This is a genomic window from Thermovibrio sp. (genome assembly GCA_015488335.1).
In the GTDB taxonomy this organism is placed as follows: Bacteria; Aquificota; Aquificia; order Desulfurobacteriales; family Desulfurobacteriaceae; genus Balnearium.
Window position 1 is genome coordinate 1 of sequence record WFNZ01000018.1, and the last position, 16,648, is coordinate 16,648.

General features: G+C 47.3%; 11 protein-coding genes. 6 read left to right on the forward strand and 5 right to left on the reverse strand.

Features of this window, described 5'->3' with window-relative positions:
* The 5 genes from coaBC to mutL form a co-directional block, all read right to left on the reverse strand.
* The coding region (coaBC, locus tag F8H35_RS01520) for a bifunctional phosphopantothenoylcysteine decarboxylase/phosphopantothenate--cysteine ligase CoaBC (protein ID WP_472571807.1) at window positions 1-1,075 on the reverse strand (1,075 nt) is incomplete at its 3' end.
* Entirely contained in the window at window positions 1,072-2,391 is a 1,320-nt protein-coding gene (locus F8H35_RS01525; RefSeq protein WP_472571808.1) for a chloride channel protein, read from the reverse strand. The genes F8H35_RS01525 and coaBC, both read right to left, overlap by 4 nt.
* 4 nt (window positions 2,392-2,395) lie before the next feature.
* Window positions 2,396-3,313 (reverse strand): zinc metalloprotease HtpX, encoded by a 918-nt coding sequence (locus F8H35_RS01530; RefSeq protein WP_472571809.1) that lies wholly within the window; start codon window positions 3,311-3,313, stop codon window positions 2,396-2,398.
* A complete protein-coding gene (locus F8H35_RS01535; protein ID WP_472571810.1) occupies window positions 3,313-4,569 on the reverse strand; it encodes an NCS2 family permease in 1,257 nt (418 codons plus the stop codon). Before F8H35_RS01535 ends, F8H35_RS01530 begins: the two co-directional genes overlap by 1 nt.
* A gap of 28 nt (window positions 4,570-4,597) precedes the next feature.
* The gene (gene mutL, locus F8H35_RS01540) at window positions 4,598-6,043 is read right to left on the reverse strand and encodes a DNA mismatch repair endonuclease MutL (RefSeq protein WP_472571811.1); all 1,446 of its coding nucleotides are present in this window, start codon (window positions 6,041-6,043) and stop codon (window positions 4,598-4,600) included.
* A 117-nt stretch (window positions 6,044-6,160) separates the two neighbouring features.
* Between mutL and ppsA the strand changes: the two genes are divergently transcribed.
* The 6 genes from ppsA to F8H35_RS01570 are packed head-to-tail and all read left to right on the forward strand — an operon-like array spanning window position 6,161 to window position 16,646.
* A complete protein-coding gene (gene ppsA, locus F8H35_RS01545; RefSeq protein ID WP_472571812.1) occupies window positions 6,161-8,593 on the forward strand; it encodes a phosphoenolpyruvate synthase in 2,433 nt (810 codons plus the stop codon).
* Between the two features lie 19 nt (window positions 8,594-8,612).
* Window positions 8,613-9,638, forward strand: a complete 1,026-nt coding sequence (locus F8H35_RS01550) for a hydroxyacid dehydrogenase (protein ID WP_472571813.1) — start codon at window positions 8,613-8,615, stop codon at window positions 9,636-9,638.
* 10 nt (window positions 9,639-9,648) lie between these two features.
* Window positions 9,649-10,857, forward strand: coding sequence for a glucose-6-phosphate isomerase (locus F8H35_RS01555; protein WP_472571814.1), 1,209 nt, complete (start codon window positions 9,649-9,651; stop codon window positions 10,855-10,857).
* Window positions 10,838-12,127, forward strand: coding sequence for a class I SAM-dependent methyltransferase (locus F8H35_RS01560; protein ID WP_472571815.1), 1,290 nt, complete (start codon window positions 10,838-10,840; stop codon window positions 12,125-12,127). The genes F8H35_RS01555 and F8H35_RS01560 overlap by 20 nt, the downstream gene beginning before the upstream one ends.
* Entirely contained in the window at window positions 12,124-14,616 is a 2,493-nt protein-coding gene (locus F8H35_RS01565; protein WP_472571816.1) for a sugar phosphate nucleotidyltransferase, read from the forward strand. The genes F8H35_RS01560 and F8H35_RS01565 overlap by 4 nt, the downstream gene beginning before the upstream one ends.
* Window positions 14,613-16,646: a glycoside hydrolase family 57 protein gene (locus tag F8H35_RS01570; protein ID WP_472571817.1), complete on the forward strand. Its 2,034-nt coding sequence runs from the start codon at window positions 14,613-14,615 to the stop codon at window positions 16,644-16,646. The genes F8H35_RS01565 and F8H35_RS01570 overlap by 4 nt, the downstream gene beginning before the upstream one ends.
* Window positions 16,647-16,648 lie beyond the last annotated feature (2 nt).

Here is a 16,648-nt window from a genome sequence, read left to right on the forward strand (position 1 = left end):
CGTCTGAGCCGAAAACTCCGCTTTTAACGTCGTTGGCCGCTATGAAGTCAAGGTTCTTCTTTTTGAGTTTTTCAACTGCATTCTCAATTAAATTCTCCGTTTCCGCTGCAAACCCAACAACAATCTGGTTTTCTCTCTTTTTCTCTCCTGCAAGTTTTAAAATGTCTGGAGTTCTTTTAAACTCTAAGGTTAAAGTTCCCTCTCCCTTTTTTATCTTCTCGCTGCTCTTCTTAACCGGCGTATAGTCTCCGATTGCTGCGGCGGAGATGTAAACGTCTGCTGAGCTGAACTCTTTTAAAACGGCCTCTTTCATCTCCTCTACCGTTTCAACCTCTACCGTTTTAACGCCGTATGGGGGCTTTAGGCAGGTTTTTCCTGTAATCAGAACAACCTCTGCTCCCGTTCCTTTTGCAACTTTTGCAAGGGCGTATCCCATCTTCCCGCTTGACGGGTTTGAGATAAACCTTACAGGGTCTATGTATTCCCTTGTTGGCCCTGCAGTTATTACAACCTTTTTCCCTTTTAGGAGTTTTGGGATAAACCAGTACTCGGCAGAGTCAACGATACTTGAAACCTCTGCAAGCCTTCCCTTTCCCTCCTCTCTGCAGGCAAGATAGCCGCATTCTGGCTCAACAACTTCCCAGCCGAGATTTTTAAGTTTTTTCAAGTTTTCCTGAGTTATCGGGTTTTCGTACATCCGAACGTTCATTGCCGGGCAGATAATTCCCTTTCCAAAACATAGGGCAAGGTCTGTTACAGGGGTATCAGCTATTCCGCAGGCGATTTTTGCTATGGTGTTAGCAGTTGCCGGGGCGATGAGGAGGAGCTCCGCCCACCTTGAGAGCTCCGTGTGGAGTATTTCAGTTCCTCTTTCTGGAACGCTCTCGTCGTAAACAGGATAGCCTGTAAGGGATTCAAGGGTTAGGGGAGTTATAAACCTCTTTCCGGCAGGGGTTATGGCTACCCTTACCTCTGCTCCTTTTTTCTGGAGCTCCCTCAAAACCTCTACAGCCTTGTAGGCGGCGATGCTTCCCGTTATTCCAAGAACGATTTTCTTTTCCTTTAAAAAGCTCACTCCCTCTTCCTCATCATCATAGGCTTGAGCCTAATTTCCTGACCCAAGTAGAGGCTGAAGCCGAAGCTCGTTGTGTAGCTGGTTATTATTGCCGCAGTCATCGGGATGACAACGTCGGCGTGGGTCATCTCTGTAATCATAACGATTGCGGCCAGAGGAGTTTTGGCTCCCGCTGCAAGGGCTGCTCCCATTCCTGCAAGGGTGAATGTAACAATCTGGTGGGGGAAGTAGTGGCCGAAGATGTTTCCAACGGCTGCTCCTATGAGAAGGTTTGGAAGGACTAAACCGCCCGGAATTCCAAAACTCAAGGTTGAGCTGGTTATTATGAGAACAAAAATGACGACAAGAATGTCTACCCATATTGGGAAGGGGATCTGCGCCAGCTTTGAGACTATTCCCATGTGGGCTGGGGCTGAGAGGAAGTCAACGTCGTGTGTAATCAGGTAGAGGAGAAGGAGAAATGGTAGGGCAACGGTTGTTCCTATTAACGGGCGAAACTTTGTGTCAAAGTATTTTGATACGCAGACAGAGGTGTGGAAAACGAAGGTGTAGACGTAGATTATTAGGCTTATTACAAGTCCCATAACAACTATGTAGGGAATTGTCTGCAGATCCCACTGGGGAACTTTTGAGAGTTTTATGAACGTGTGTTCTCCTCTAAAGAAGGAAAAGGTTAGGTAGCTGATGATTGAGGCAATTATCATCGGAACGAAGGGGCGGTAGTCTAAGTTGTACATCTCCTCAAGCTCCATTGCGAAGATGGCGCTTCCGAGGGGGGCTTTAAGGAGAGCTCCCGTAAAAGCACCGCCGCCGATTAAACCTAAGAGTTCCTTGTATCGCTTTCCAAGACCGTAAGCTCTTCCGAACCACTCTCCTATTGCAACACCAATAAAGAAAGAGGGCCCTTCCCTTCCGGCTATGAAACCGCCAGAAAGGACAAAAGTTGATGTTATCAGCTTCAGAAGAACAGTTCTTGCCTTCAGGTAGGTTTTTGTTTTCAGGTGGAGTATTGCGTAGCCGATTCCGGGACCACCTATAACGGGATCAATCTTAAGGGCATAACCGACGAGAACCGAAACGACTAAAGGGTAGAGAAGAATAACAGCTGTGTTCTGAGAAAGAAGTTTGTTTAGATTTACAATGATGACGTCCATAAAAGAGGCAACGGTTCCGGTGGTTATTCCCACTGCAAAGGCAAAGGGAATCCACCGGCCGAAGAAGAGGGAGATTGTTGTTAAGTCAAAGCGGTGGATGAGGTTAGTTCGGGCACAGCCCTTTACGTACTCTTTAAAAAACTTCCACCGCTCCCCGTTCATTTAATTAGTATCCTGCGTATCTCCAGTAAATTTCCCTGATTCTACCAAATAGTTTTCTGGCAAGCTCTAACAGCCTTGCGATTCGCTTCTCAGTTGGCGGGTGGGTTGAGAAAAGGGAAGCTAAAGCATCTCCCTTCAAGGGGTTTACTATGAACAGGTGGCTCGTTGCAGGGTTTACTTCACTCTTAACAAGCTCTGGGGGAATTCTCTGTGAGTACTCTTCCAGTTTTTTCAGGGCACTTGCAAGGGCTTCAGGCTTTCCTGAGATGATTCCGCCGGTTTCGTCTGCCTTGTACTCCCTTGCCCTTGAGATTGCCATCTGGATGAGGGCTGCAGCAATTGGAGCAAGAATGACCATTAAGAGGAGCCCTATGACTTCAGCCCAGCCTCCTCCTTCTTCTTCGTCCCTTGCTCCGCCAAAGAAGAGGAACCACTGGGCCATGTTTGCAAGCATTGTAATTGCACCGGCTATTGTTGCCGCAACTGCCTGAATGAGGGTATCTCTGTTCTTTATGTGGGAGATCTCGTGGGCAAGAACCCCCTCAAGCTCGTCTTCGTTGAGGAGCTCCACAATTTTAGGCGTAACAACAACAACTCCGTGTTTCGGGTTCCTTCCCGTTGCAAAGGCGTTTGGAACGTCCATCGGGGCAATTCCTACCTTTGGTTTTGGAATTCCAGCGTTCTTTGCCAGTTTTTCTACTGTTTTGTGGAGCCATGGAGCTTCCTCTTCAGAGAGGAGCCTCACGCCGTACATTGAGAGGACAATTTTGTCTGAGAAGAACCAGCTTCCGAAGTTCATAATGGCGGCCATAAAGAGGGCAACCACCATTCCGGCGTTTCCGCCCAGGAGCTTTCCAAACAATAGAAGCAGGCCTGTAAGGAATCCTAAAAGAATTGCAGTCTTTATGCTGTTCCAGTTCATTAAATTCCTCCTAAGAAAAAGAATTTGTAGAGAAAGATTGCAGTAATTAAAATTAATACCCAGTTCAAGTCCTTCCACCTGCCGCACAGGAGCTTAACGGCCGTGTATGTGATAAAGCCCAGTCCCATTCCATCTGAAATGCTGTAGGTAAACGGAATTCCTGCAAAAGTGATAAAGGCCGGCAGGGCTTCTGTTATTTCCTCCCATTCAATTTTTTTGAGAGATTCCATCATGAAGTAGCCTACGTATATGAGAACTGCCGACGTTGTGAACGTTGGAATTACCGAAATTAGAGGGTAGAGGAAGAGGGAAAGGAGAAATAGAGTAGCAACGGTTACTGCTGTTAAACCTGTTCTACCGCCTGCCGCAACGCCGCTTGCACTCTCAACGTAGGTAGTTACCGTTGATGTTCCAAGGAGAGCTCCCACCGTAGTTCCAACTGCGTCGCTGGTTAAGGCCCTTCCCACCTTTTCATCTTCCAATGGAATTCCAAGCCGGGTGCAGAGGGCTGAGAGGGTTCCAACGGTGTCAAAAACGTCTACCAAGAGGAACGCCACAACAACCGGAACGATTGAGTATGAGAGAATGTGGGAGAAGTCAAGCTGAAGGGCAGCTGAAGGTTTTGGAAGCCCTAAAACGGCCTCAGGCTTTTCAACAAGGCCGAAGGGAACAGAGAGGAGAACTGCAAAGAGAATTCCCAGGAGAAGGCTTCCCTTTATGTTTTTCTTCTGAAGGACGGTTATGAATATGAGGGTTAGAACTGTTATGAGAGCCTGGGGAGAGGTTAAGCTTCCGAGCTTTACAAGTGTTTCTTTTGAGTAGACTACAATGCCGGAGTTTTTAAGACCTATCAGAGTTATAAAGAGGCCTATTCCTGCCGATATTCCGTAGGCTAAGGATTTCGGCATTGACTTGAAGATTGCCCGCCGTGCCCCAAAGAGGGCCATAACGAGGAAAATGACGCCTTCTATGAAGACTGCCGTAAGAGCCGTTCTCCAGTCAACTCCCATCTGACCGCAGACTGTATAGGCAAAGTATGCGTTCAGTCCCATCCCCGGGGCGAGTGCAAAGGGAAGGCCGGCGTATAGCCCCATAGTGTATGTGGCAACGGCCGAGGCGACTGCCGTTGCAAATATTACGCCCTCTTTTGGAACTCCTGCGTCTGAAAGGATTGCCGGGTTTACGATGAGGATGTAGGACATTGTGAGGAAAGTTGTGATGCCGGCAAGGAGCTCCCTCTTTACATCTGCCTTCAACTTACTGCTCCAAAAGGTTTAAGAAATTCTACCAGCTCTTTGGAACCTTAAGCTTTCTGCCCAGCTGGGAGTAGATTTTTTCCTTCTTCATTTTGTAATAGATAGGCCTTCCGTGGGGACAGGTCTCCCTGTTCCTGCACCTTAAAAACCTCTCAAAGAGCTCCTCAAGTTCCTTAAATTCTAAAATCCTGTATCCAGACTTTACAGCCCTTCTGCAGGCCAGTTCCGCAACAGATTCAACAGACTTTCTGCTCAGCTCTTTAATGTCCTCAATGTTCAGAATTTCTGGAATCTCCTCAACGTAAACGGTATTTCCTTCAACTCGGAACCCGACTCCAAGTCTTTTCAGCTTCTCCTCTGAACCTATCGGGAGCTCCACCTCTTTTAAGAGCTCAACCGTTGGTATCTCTCCACTTTTCAGCTTCTCAAGGAGCTCCTCGTAGTTGACCCTCTCGTGGATGAGGTGGATGTCAAAGAAGTAGTAGTTTTCAGGGTCGTGGGCTATGAGGACGGTTCCGTCTGAGCCTATAAGCTGAGGCTTAACGGAGTATTCAATTTCCCTTTTCTCCCTTACTGCCGAAATTCTGGGAAGGTTTAAGGAATAGCTGAGGCTCTCTTCAATCTCTTTGAGGTAGTTTTTATCCTCTATGTAAACCCTCTCCTTTGTTGGGGTGATGTTGGGGTCAACGAGCTCTGAGGGTATCTTGATAAACAGGATGTAGCTCTTTATTCCCTTTTCTTCAAGGAGTTTCTCGGCTTCGGGGAGCTCCACAGGCCTTCTATTGACGAAAGTAAACCTCAGCCCCTTCCTCTCCCTTGAGTAAAGGAGGTGGAAACTACTTCCCTTTACCTCTAAGAGCTCCCACTCTCTTCCAAAGAGCTGATGAATCCTCTCCTTCAGGGAAGCCTTGGGGAAAACTTTTTCGTTAAAGGAAAAAGAGACGCTGGGGTTTGAGAGTGCGTAGGTTTTCAGAAGTTTAAGAAGGGAGCTCCTCTCCTTCCTGCTTACAGCCTTCCTCCTTACCGGAGCGTTGAAGAAGAGCTCCTCAACGGAAACAGATGTTCCCTTCCTGTATGGAACCGGAGTGTACTCCTCAACTGTTCCACCCCTTACAACGAGCTTTCCGCCGGTTCCTCCCTCCCTTGAGCTCTTTATCGTGAGCCTTGAGAACTGGGATATTGCGTGGAGTGCTTCTCCTCTGAAGCCGTAAGTTTTCAGCTGTTTCAGGTCTTTTAAGTCCCTTATCTTGCTGGTTGCGAAACGTTCAACGGTTAGGGGGAGCTCCCTGTAGTCAATTCCACAGCCGTTGTCCACAACCTTGAAGTTAAAAGGGTTTTCCACCTTGACCGAAATCTCAGTTGCTCCGGCGTCAAGGGAATTCTCAAGGAGCTCCTTCAGAACGGCCGTTGGAGACGAGGCTATCTGCCCTGAAGCTATCTGCCTTACAACTTCCTGTGGGAGTTTCCTTATCAATCTGTTCCTCAAAGAACTTTATAGAAGAAATATAGGAGTTTCCTTGAAATCTTCCCCGTTGGAGTCTTAAAATATCTATAGGTGCTGAATAGAATTTTTCTATAGATGGAGGGAGTGATGGAGAAGAACAAGTTAGTTCTCTGGTTAGAAGAGGTTGGCATTGAGGACGTTCCTCTTGTGGGAGGGAAGAACGCTTCACTGGGTGAGATGATGAAACACCTTACTCCGAAAGGAGTAAACATTCCTGAAGGTTTTGTTGTTTCTGCAAACGCCTACAGGTATTTCATTGAGTATAACAACCTTCAGGAGAAGATAAGGGAAATCCTGAAAGGCCTTGACATAAACAACGTAGACGACCTTCACGAAAGGGGAGAAAGGATAAGGGAGCTCATCAGAAGCGGGAAATTCCCTGAAGATCTGAAAGAGCTGATTGTTGAATACTACAGGGAGCTCTCTAAAAAGTTTAACACTGAAGCCGTTGACGTTGCCGTCCGCTCGTCTGCAACGGCTGAAGACCTGCCAAACGCCTCTTTTGCAGGACAGCAGGATACCTACCTGAACGTGAGGGGAGTGGAGAACCTTCTTAACTCAATAAAGAAGTGTTTTGCATCCCTCTTTACAGACAGGGCAATCTCTTACAGGGAATCCTTCGGGTTTGACCATTTTAAGGTTGCGTTGGCCGTTGGCGTTCAGAAAATGGTCCGTTCAGACCTTGCATCTGCCGGAGTTGGCTTCTCGTTAGACACTGAAAGCGGTTTTAAAGACGTTGTTCTGGTAACAGGCTCCTACGGACTTGGAGAAATGATAGTTAGAGGAGCCGTAACTCCAGATGAGTGGCTTGTCTTCAAGCCCACACTGAAAAAGGGTTATAAGGCCATAATTGAGAAGAAGCTTGGTGATAAACAGCAGAAGATGATTTACGGCGAAACGGAAAAAGAGCCTGTTAAAGTAGTTCCCGTTCCCCTTGCAGATAGGGAGAGGTTCTGCCTTACAGACGATGAGGTCTTAACCCTTGCAAACTGGATATGCCTGATTGAGGAGTACTACTCTGAGAAGAACGGCCGCTGGACTCCTATGGACGTTGAGTGGGCAAAAGACGGCCCGACAGACAGGCTCTACATCGTTCAGGCAAGGCCGGAAACCGTCCACTCCCACAAAGACTACTCAAAGATAACTGTTTACAGGATTACAGAGCCGCCTGAAGAAAGGGAGAAGAAAGTTCTTGTTAAGGGAATTGCCGTTGGGAGAAAGGTTGCTGAAGGAAAGGTGAAGGTTCTCATGTCTGTTGAAGAGGCTGACCGGTTTGAGAAGGGAGACATTCTGGTTACCGATATGACAGACCCTGACTGGGAACCGATAATGAAGAAGGCCGCCGCAATAGTTACGAACAGGGGTGGTAGGACGTGTCACGCTGCAATAGTTGCAAGAGAGCTTGGAGTTCCGGCAGTTGTTGGAACGGGAAACGCAACGGAAGTTCTGAAAGAAGGTCAGCACGTAACCGTCTCCTGCGCTGAAGGGACAGTTGGCTACGTTTACGACGGCCACGTTGACTATGAAGTTGAGGAGGTTGACCTCAACAAGCTTCCGAAGCCCAAAACGCCAATAATGTTCAACGTTGCAACCCCTGAAGGTGCCTTTGACCTCTCTTTCCTTCCAAATGCCGGAGTGGGCCTTGCAAGGGAAGAGTTCATAATAAACAACTACATAGGAATTCACCCGAACGCCTTAATAAAGTTTGATGAAATCAAGGAAAAAGACCCTCAGATTGCCGAAGAGATAGAGAAAAGAACCAAGGGGTATGAGGATAAGAGGCAGTTCTACGTTGAAAAGCTTGCCTTCGGTATAGCCAAAATTGCCGCGGCTTTCTACCCCAAGCCTGTTATTGTCAGGTTCTCAGACTTTAAGTCAAACGAGTACGCAAACCTCTTGGGCGGTAAGTTCTTTGAGCCTAAAGAAGAAAACCCTATGCTGGGCTGGAGGGGAGCTTCCCGTTACTACTCTTCCCAGTTTAAGGAGGCTTTCGGTCTGGAATGTCTGGCCATTAGGAAGGTTCGGGAGGAGATGGGCCTTGACAACGTGATCGTTATGGTTCCCTTCTGCAGGACTCCTGAAGAGGGAGAGAAAGTTATTAAGGTTATGGAGGAGTACGGCCTCAAGAAAGGGGAGAAAGGCCTTCAGGTCTACGTAATGTGTGAAATTCCGTCAAACGTTGTCCTCTTCAAGGAGTTTGCTGAGCACTTTGACGGTTTCTCAATTGGTTCAAACGACCTGACACAGCTCACCCTTGGAGTTGACAGGGACTCAAGCCTTGTTGCCCACATATACGACGAGAGGAACGAGGCCGTTAAGTGGATGGTTGCCCACGCAATTGAGAACGGGAAAAAGTATAAGAGGAAGGTGGGAATCTGCGGCCAGGCCCCTTCAGACCACCCGGACTTTGCTCAGTTCATAGTTGAAAAGGGAATTGACACGATTTCAATAAACCCGGACTCAATTTTGGACGTTATAAAGGCCGTTTACGAGATAGAGAAGAAGTTGGGGCTTCACTAAACCAGATTTGGAGTTTGGTATGAAAGCCGCTTTCTTTGAGCTTGAGGGTTGGGAGATTCCGGTTATTGAGAGGGAGCTCCCGCCCCACGGAATAGAAGTTGTAAAGCTTGAGAAGAGGCCTCTTGAGAAAGAAGACCTTAAAGAACTTAAGGAAGTTGAAGTTCTCTCTGTGTTCATCTACTCCAAAATAACAAAGGAGGTTATTGATTCACTTCCAAACCTTAAACTGATAACTACCCGGTCAACTGGGTTTGACCACATAGACGTTGACTACGCCTCTGAAAGGGGAATAGCAGTCTGCAACGTTCCAGACTACGGAATGGAGACAGTTGCAGAGTATACCCTTATGCTGATTCTCTCCCTTTTAAGGAAACTCCGTCCAACGTTAGAGAGGACCTGTAGGGGGATATTTAGTAGGGAAGGGCTGAGGGGACACGACCTTGAGGGGAAAACGGTTGGTGTTATAGGAACCGGCAGGATAGGTTCAAGGCTTATCAAACTCCTTTCCGGTTTTGACCTTAATGTTCTGGCCTACGATGTAAAACCTAAGGAAGAGCTGATTGAGAAGTTTGGTGTGAGGTACGTTCCTCTGGAGGAGCTTCTCAGGAATTCCGACATTATCACCCTCCACGTTCCCTACCTTCCATCAACCCACCACCTTATAAACAGGGAGAACATAAAGCTACTAAAGAAGGGGAGCTATTTGATAAACACGTCAAGGGGCAGCGTTGTTGAAACCGAAGCAGTAATCTGGGCTCTAAAGGAGGGTATTTTAGATGGAGTTGCCCTTGATACCTTTGAGGGAGAGGAGGTCTGGGCGGAAGAGGAGCTGATAATCTTCAGGGGAGAAAAGGACGTTTCTCCTGAAATTCTGAAGAAGGCGCTTGAGAGCTTTGCCCTCACCCAGTTTGAGAACGTAATACTCACTCCCCACAACGCCTACAATACCCACGAAGCTATAATGAGAATTCTTATGAAGACCCTGAAAAATATAATTTCCTACAAAGAGACCGGGAAGTGTATCTACCCGGTAATAAAAAGATGAGGGAGGGAGAATGAAGGTTCTCTTTGAAGATTCTGGATTTCCGCTTCTTGACTACGAGCTTCTCCTTGAGGAGATTGACTACAAAAACCTGCTGAAACCTTCCGTTATGCCTTTTACGGAGCTCCCCACAGGAAACTACCTGATTTCAATAAGGGAAACGGCCGAGAGGCTTCAGGAGAAGTTCTCAACCCTCGTTGTAGTTGGAATGGGAGGCTCTTCCCGTGGAGCTAAAGCTCTCCACCAGGCCGTTGGTAAGGAGAACTCACGACTTCTGTTCCTTGACAACATAGACCCAGACCTTCTGTCTGAAACCCTGAACAGAATTGACTGGGACAAAACAGCTTTTGCCTTCATCAGTAAATCGGGAAAAACCCTTGAAACGGTTTCTCTTATGAACGTGATACTTGAGGAGCTAAAGGAGAAGGAGCTCCTTTCAGGGGAGAGGATAGTTTTTGTAGGAGATAGGGGAAACGCCTTTCAGGAACTATCGGAAGAGCTCAAATCTCCATTCCTTGAAATACCTGAAGAGATAGGCGGGAGATTCTCTGTTTTCACAGCTGTTGGCCTTCTCCCTGCTTACTTTGCCGGCTACAACGTTGAACGTTTTTTAGAAGGGGCTTACGACCTGATTGCTACTCCACTGCCGGCCTTCTACATTGCCGCTTCAAAATATCTCCACTACAAAGCAGGAAGGAAAATCTCCGTTGTTATGCCTTACTCCTCCTACATGGCAGAGTTTACGGAGTGGTATGCCCAGCTCTGGGCAGAGTCTTTAGGAAAGGACGGCCAGGGGCAGACGCCTCTTAAAGCGATAGGAACTTCCTCTCAACACTCAATCCTTCAGCTCTTTGTTGATGGCCCCGATGACAAGTTCTACCAGCTTTTCTTCATCAACAGAAGGTCTTCAGACCTGAAACTGCCAGAAGGTGCAAAAGTTCTTCCCTATATAGGGGGTAAAACCCTTGGAGAGATCATGAGAGCAGAGTTTGAAGGAACTCTCTATGCTCTTAGACAGAAAAGTAGGCCGGTAATTCGGTTTGAGCTGAGCCAGCTTTCTGAATACCAGATGGGCTACCTGTTTATGGCCTATATGGTTGCAGTGGTTGTTATGGCAAAACTGATGGGGGTAAACCCTTACGGCCAGCCAGCCGTTGAGATAGGTAAACGGTATGCGCGGCAGCTTCTTGAGGAGGGAAGAGATGGAGGTATGTCTCAGTGAAGAGGAACTGGTAAGGCTGAACAGGAAAGTTGTTGAAGAGCTCCTTAGGGGAGTTCCCGGCGAAAAAGACGTTTCCGTTGAGCTCTGGAACGGGAAGCGGGTCTGGGGGAAAGGGGAAAAGCTGAAAATAAGAATAAACAAACCCTGGGCCTTAAGGGAAGCCCTCAGCACCTTCTCAGATCTCTCGCTGGCAGAGAGCTATATCTACGGCCTCATAGACCTCGTAGGCGACATCTACCTGGTCTTTCCCATTGCCGACTGGGTTATGGATAGGTTTAAGCCCTTAAGCGAAAGGCTCAAGTTCTGGAAGCTCCTGAGCCAGGTTCCAACCCTTGAGGAGTATAAAAAGTGCAGGGCGGAGCTCTCTGGGGAGCTCCACAGCATAGAGAGGGACAGACAGGCCGTCCAGTACCACTACGACGTCTCAAACGAGTTCTACAAGCTCTTTTTAGACAGAAACATGGTCTACTCCTGCGCTTACTTCAGGAAGCCCACAGACTCTTTAGACAGGGCTCAGGAGCAGAAGATTGAGTACATCTGCAGGAAGCTGATGCTGAAGCCGGGAGAGAGGCTCCTTGACATAGGGTGCGGTTGGGGAGCTCTCATAATCCACGCCGCCAAAAAGTACGGAGTAAACGCCCTTGGAATAACCTTAAGCAAAAACCAGTATGAATACGTAAAAGAGAGAATAAAAAAGGAGGGACTTGAGGGGAAGTGTGAAGTCCTTCTGGCCGACTACAGGGAGCTCTCTGGCGAGGGAACCTTTGACAAGATCGTGAGCGTTGGAATGTTTGAACACGTGGGCCAGAAGAGGGCTCTTACCTACTTCCAGCAGGTCTATAGACTTTTAAAGTATGGCGGAATATTCCTCAACCACGCAATAAGCTCAAACTATAAAGAGTTCGGAAAACCCCCTTCCCAGTTCATCAGGAAGTACGTTTTCCCTGATGGGGAGCTCCTCCCCATCTACCTAACCGTTGAAAAGGCCGAAGAGGCCGGCTTTGAGGTTAGAGACGTTGAGTGTTTAAGGGAACACTACACCCTAACGCTTATGCACTGGGTAAAAAACCTTGAGAGGAACTACGAGAAGGCCGTTCAGATTGCAGGAGAGGAGAAGTTTAGAATCTGGCGCCTCTACATGGCCTCAAGTGCCTACCAGTTCTTAACGGGAAGGATAGGCCTCTACCAGACTCTCCTGGTTAAAACCCACCCCACCGGCGAGTCCGGTTTCCCACTCACCAGAGAACACCTTTACAGGGAGGAGGCGTGAAGGCAGTTGTGATGGCGGGGGGCTTCGGCACCAGGATTCAGCCCCTAACAAGTTCCCGGCCGAAGCCCATGTTGCCTGTTGTCAACGTTCCCATGATGGAACACATAATGCGCGAGTTAGTGGCCCTTGGAATAGAGGACATTGTGATTCTCCTCTACTACAAGCCTGAAGTGATAAAGGATTACTTTGGAAACGGGGAGAGAATAGGGGCAAAGATAACCTACGTTCTTCCTGAGGCCGATTTCGGAACTGCCGGAGCTGTAAAGAAAGCCCAGAACTACCTTGATGAGACGTTCATAGTTGTAAGCGGAGACGTAATAACCGACTTTGACCTTCATGAGATAGTAGGCTTTCACGAATTTAAAAAGTCAAAACTCACAATAACTCTAACCTCTGTTCCCAACCCTCTCCAGTTCGGAATCGTGATAAAGGATAAAGAGGGAAAGATACTAAAGTTCCTTGAAAAGCCAGGCTGGGGAGAGGTTTTCAGCGATACAATTAACACGGGTATTTACGTAATTGAGCCGGAAATTCTTGACTTTATCCCTGAAAACGTCCCCTTTGACTTCAGTAAAGACCTGTTTCCTCTCCTTATGGAAAAGGGAATCACTCTTTACGGCTTTGAGGCCAAAGGCTACTGGAAAGACGTTGGAAATCCCGACGCCTATAGAGAAGTTCACAGGGACATATTTGCCGGAAAAGTCAAGCTCCAGATTTCAGGGGAAGTAGTTAAGTTCCCTGAGGGAGTTCTCTTCCTCCAGGGAGAGGCGGATGTTCCTGAATCTGTAAAAGTTAAGGGAATGGTCGTTCTGGGGGAAGAAGTTTCAATAGGCGAAGGGACTACCCTTGAGAACTGCTGCATAGGAAGTGGAACAGAAGTTGGGAAGAGATGTCAGATAAAGGACTCTGTGCTCTGGGAGAACGTAAGCATTGGTGATGACGCAAAGCTGAGGAACTGCGTTATCTGTAACAAGGTAGACATAGGCTCAAGAGTCTGGGCACTGAAAGGTGCCGTTATTGCCGAGAAGGTAAAGATAGAAGACGATGTAAGGATTGAGAAAGACGTTGTTATCTGGCCAGAAAAGTTTGTTGAGAGCGGTTCAATTGTCAGCTCAAACCTTGTGTGGGGAGAGAGGTGGAAGCGCTCAATCTTTGAAGGGGGGAGGATCTCTGGAAGGATAAACGTGGAACTCTCCCCCGAGCTTGCCGCAAAGCTCGGGGCTGCCCTTGGAACGACCCTGCCTGAAGGGGCCGTTGTCTACACCAGTAGAGACTACCACAGGGCTTCCCGGATGATAAAGAGGGCATTCCTCTCAGGTCTTCTCTCTGTAGGGGTTAACGTTGTTGATCTGAGGAAGTTCCCCAGCCCTGCCGGAAGGTTCCTTTTGAGGAACGGAGAAGTTCTTGCCGGCGTTCACTTTGAGACCTCTTCTGAAACTCCCGGCCATACAGACATTCTCTTTTTTGACGAGAGGGGAATACCAATAGATACGTCAAAAGAGAAGGCGATTGAGAGGGTATTCTTCAGGGAGCGCTTCAGGAGGGTGAGTCCATCTGAGGTGGGACAGATAAAGGAGGAGCCTTACAAAATCTTAGATTACGTGGAATCCATAAAGGAAAAGATAGACGACAAGATACGCCAGCCCCGGTTCAACGTTGTTGTTGACCTGATGAACGGTATATTCTCTGAAGTTTACCCGGAGCTCCTTGCCCACTTCAAGGTCAACTCAATCATTCTCAACTCCTACGAGTCAGAAGAGAAACTGATGCAGTATCCACTTGTAAAGGCAAAAGCCCTTAAAGACGTTCCCGAAATCCTTAAGTCTACAGATTCAAACGTCGGTTTCATAATTCACCCGAGCGGAGAAAAACTTACAGTAGTTTCAGACACAGGAAAGGTTATCAATAACCACGTTCTGACTCTTCTGTTCCTGAAGCTCATAGATGAAGCGGTTAGCAGACCGGTTAAAGCCTACGTTCCGGTAAGCTGCCCATCAATTCTTGACAGAGAGTTGAAAAACGTATCTGTTGAGAGAGGTAAGTTCAGAGGCCTTTCGCCTACGCTACTGAACCGGTACTACTTCGTTGGAGACCTGAACGGAAGGTTTATCTTTCCTGAGTTCTCCTACTCTCCAGATGCCGTTTATTCCAGTATAAAGTTCTTAGAGCTCCTCTCTTACGCCGGAAAGACCGTTTCGGAGCTCCTTTCAGAGATACCTGACTTCTACTTTAACCACATCATCGTCAACTGCCCCTCTTCCGAAAAGGCAAAGCTCATGAGGAAGCTTTCTGAGGAGGCAATGGAGAAAAACGCTTCATTCATTGACGGTGTCAAGATATTTACAGATGGAGACTGGATACTCTTCATCCCCGATCAGTTCACAGATAAGCTCCACATCTTCGTTCAGTCTGAAAGCAGAGAGAAGGGAGAGGAGCTCCTTGAACACTACAAGAAGCTGGTTGGAAGCTGGATTGAGGAGGGAGAGTGAAATTAGTTTTCCTGTGGCACATGCACCAGCCCGTTTACAAAAATGGCCTTACAGGTGAATATGAGCTTCCGTGGGTTTTCCTTCACGCCATAAAAGATTACTACGATATGCCCTGGCATCTGAGCAAGTTTCCACAAATAAAGGCAGTTTTTAATCTTACACCTTCCCTTATTGCTCAGATTGAAGAATACGCATCTGGAAGAGCGAGATGCCGTTTTCTAACTCTAATGTCAAAACCTGTTAAGGAGCTCTCCCTTGAAGAGAAGTCTTACCTTGTGAAGATCTTTTTCTCAGGTTCTCCTAAACTCTTCTCTCCTTTCTCTTTTTTGAAAGAGCTCTCTGTGAGGTTTCAGAGGAATAAAAAGAGGGATTTCTGTAAAAACCTTACAAATCAGGACTTTTTAAACCTTCAGGTTCTTTTTCTCCTCTCCTGGTGTGGGAACTACTTAAAATCTGAAAATGAAACGGTAAGAAAACTTATAGATAAAGGTTCGGCCTTCTCTGAAGATGAGAAGTTAAGACTGATAGAGGAGCTCCTTAAGTTCACAGGCAGAATTGTTCCTATCTACAGGAATCTTTCTAAGATAGGACAGGTTGAGCTGACAACATCTCCTTTCTACCACCCCATTCTCCCTCTCCTCTTAAATATGGAAGTTGCAAAAGTCTCAACTCCTGAGGTGAAGCTTCCGGCCTTACACGTCTCTTTCAGAGACGATGCAGAGGTTCAGATTGAGAGAGCTCTCTCCTTCCACAGGCAGCGTTTCGGGAACTTGAAGGGCATCTGGTGTTCAGAGGGAGCTGTAAGTGAAGATGTTTTAGAGCTTCTGTCCCATAAAGGAATTGGCTGGACTGCAACCGATGAAGAGATACTTTTCCGCTCCTTAGAGGAGCGCTGGGGAACGAGGGAGCCCCTCTACAAGGTCTACTCTTTTAAAGGAGTTAAGCTCTTTTTCAGAGACAGGGAGCTTAGCGACCTTATAGGTTTTGTCTACAAAGGCTGGGATCCCTCTCAGGCTTCAGAAGACTTTGTAAAGAGGCTGAAAAATATCTCAGATAGCTACTCCTCATCTGTTGTTTCTGTAGTTTTAGACGGTGAGAACTGCTGGGAGTTTTATGATAACAACGGTTACGAGTTTAGAGAATCACTTTACAGCGCTATTTCAGACTCTACCTGGATAGAAACCGTTTTACCCTCAGAACTTGAGCCGGAGAGGGAACTTTCAAGATTATTCCCGGGAAGCTGGATAGGTGGTAACTTCCTCACCTGGATAGGAGATAACGAGAAGAACAGGGCCTGGGAGCTCCTTGGAACCACAAAACTGGAGCTTGAAAGGAGAAACGGTGATGTAGCCGTTAAAGAGCACCTTCTGATTGCAGAGGGTAGCGACTGGTTCTGGTGGTTCGGGAAAGGCCATTACTCCCCCTTCTCCCATGATTTTGACAGACTCTTCAGAAGCCACCTCATAGCCGTCTACAGAGAGCTTGGAGTTGACATCCCCCACGAACTTCTATCTCCCATCAAAAAATTTACCGGTGAAAAGTCAAAGCCGCCGAAAGGTTATGTTAAGCCGATTATAGACGGAGAAGTTACAAACTACTACGAGTGGCTGCTGGCGGGAGAGATTGACCTACTTGAGTTCTCAACTATGGAGACCACCTCTTTTGTTATGGAGAAGCTCTACTACGGCTACGATGAGGAGGGAAACCTATACCTAAGGATTGACGGAAACTGGGAAAAGTTCCTGAACAGAAACTTTGAACTGATAGTTGAACTTGAGGGGAAGGAGCTCCAGAAGTTTTCCTTCAAGTTCTCAGATAACAGGGGAACGACCCCTGAGTGTAAAGGAACAGAAGCCGCTTTAAAGAAAGTTCTTGAGATAGCCATTCCCTATTCCTGTTTTGAGAAAGCAGAAAGGCTTAAGCTTGCTGTTAAGCTCTTTCTAAATAGGAAGTTTGTTGAAGAGGCTCCCCACTTTACCTACGGCGTTTTGGAGCTCTCTAAAGACTTTGAAACCGACTGGATAGTTTAGGT